Below are 1294 nucleotides of genomic sequence, written 5' to 3'. Positions count from 1 at the left end.
ACATTAGACCTTCTAAAGAAAATGAACATAGACGAGCTGTGGTTGATATTTTAAGAACAATGAAATATCCGAGGGTTAGTCGTATTGATGTAGCTTTTGATTTTAAGGGAGTAGATCTAACTGAATTTTATTTTTTTGGATGAGGGTGTTAGGAAGAAAAATATGTGGATTGATGGCACTAACAAACTAGAGACTTTATACATAGGTGCTCCAAATTCTGATTTGCGTATACGAGTTTATAACAAAGCTAAAGAGCAGCAAAAAGAAGGTATAGAGGTAGATGGTGACTGGTGGCGTGTAGAAGCTCAGATTCGTAGTGAGTGGATGCCTAATTTTATGTTAGGTATTAATCCTTTTTCGGGTTTACACATTAAACAGGTAGATTGGGAATCGATTGAAAGTATACGTGAACAAGCTATGTGTAAGTTCTTTTTAGATTGTCCTGGGAAGATGGCTGAGGTGGATAAAAATACAAGGTCTAAATACAAGAAAATCCTTGCTAGCCTGCCAGCTAACAAGGAAGTAGATATCCAGTCCTTTTATGACCAAAATAGGACTGAGATTAGAAAACAACTAGATTATTGGTTAGAATTCCCTAAGAGAAATAATGTTATGTAACTATTATACCATATGAAACCATCAAGTAGACATTAAAGAGAACGTTCGGAGTCGTATGTGGTAAGGAGTGGGGGGACCCGGTGACGGGGGGGCCCAAACTTGCCACATACGAACTGAACGTTTATTTTTGTTCCGCTTGTAGTTGCCATTTGGTATACAGTTGTGATACCATTAGTATACACTTAGGTGTATCCTTTGATAACTAAATAGATGAAAGGTAGGCGTCCTCAGTCTACCTATTTCATGTTAGGAGGTCATTTGATTGGCGAGAGATGAAAAATTGGTTATACGTTTGGTTGAATCTGTTAAAGAGGATTTTCAGGCGTATTCGGAAGAGTTAGGTATGACTATGTCGGCATTAGGTTCGTATGTAGTTGGTGAATGGATTAGGCAACAAAAGAATAAAGAGCGTTTAGAAGAGAAAAGCGCTCTGGCGATGATTGAATATGGTAAGAAGCTATTAGAAGAGCAAGAACAAGAGAAGTGAGCATTATGCCGAGAAAATCTGTTGTTATTTTAGGAGGAAGCTGTGTTAGGTATAATTTGCGTTAGCTATCCCCCGAGGGTGTTTTCGGGGGGTGGGTAAGGCAAACGGTAGGTGCCTTGCTTCGGGTCCCTGGGATTGCAATAGAGGAATTGGAATAAGCGCAACGATGGGCAAGGACTATATTTAGGG

At 39.3% G+C, this 1294-nt stretch carries 2 protein-coding genes; both read left to right on the top strand.

Annotated features, from left to right (window positions below; translation table 11 throughout):
• Window positions 1–162: 162 nt before the first annotated feature.
• Window positions 163–618, top strand: a complete 456-nt coding sequence (locus ACFC02_RS42690) for a replication initiation factor domain-containing protein (RefSeq protein WP_376368450.1) — start codon at window positions 163–165, stop codon at window positions 616–618.
• A 262-nt stretch (window positions 619–880) separates the two neighbouring features.
• The gene (locus ACFC02_RS42685) at window positions 881–1105 is read left to right on the top strand and encodes a hypothetical protein (protein WP_376183699.1); all 225 of its coding nucleotides are present in this window, start codon (window positions 881–883) and stop codon (window positions 1103–1105) included.
• Window positions 1106–1294: the final 189 nt, after the last annotated feature.

Source organism: Streptomyces sp. NPDC056160 (genome assembly GCF_042268205.1).
In the GTDB taxonomy this organism is placed as follows: Bacteria; Actinomycetota; Actinomycetes; order Streptomycetales; family Streptomycetaceae; genus Streptomyces.
This window is presented reverse-complemented; position numbering and strand designations above follow the sequence as displayed.

Bases quoted from the DNA above. Each gene is read 5' to 3' on its own strand.
- ACFC02_RS42690 (WP_376368450.1), top strand. From the start codon at position 163: ATGTGGATTGATGGCACTAACAAACTAGAGACTTTATACATAGGTGCT.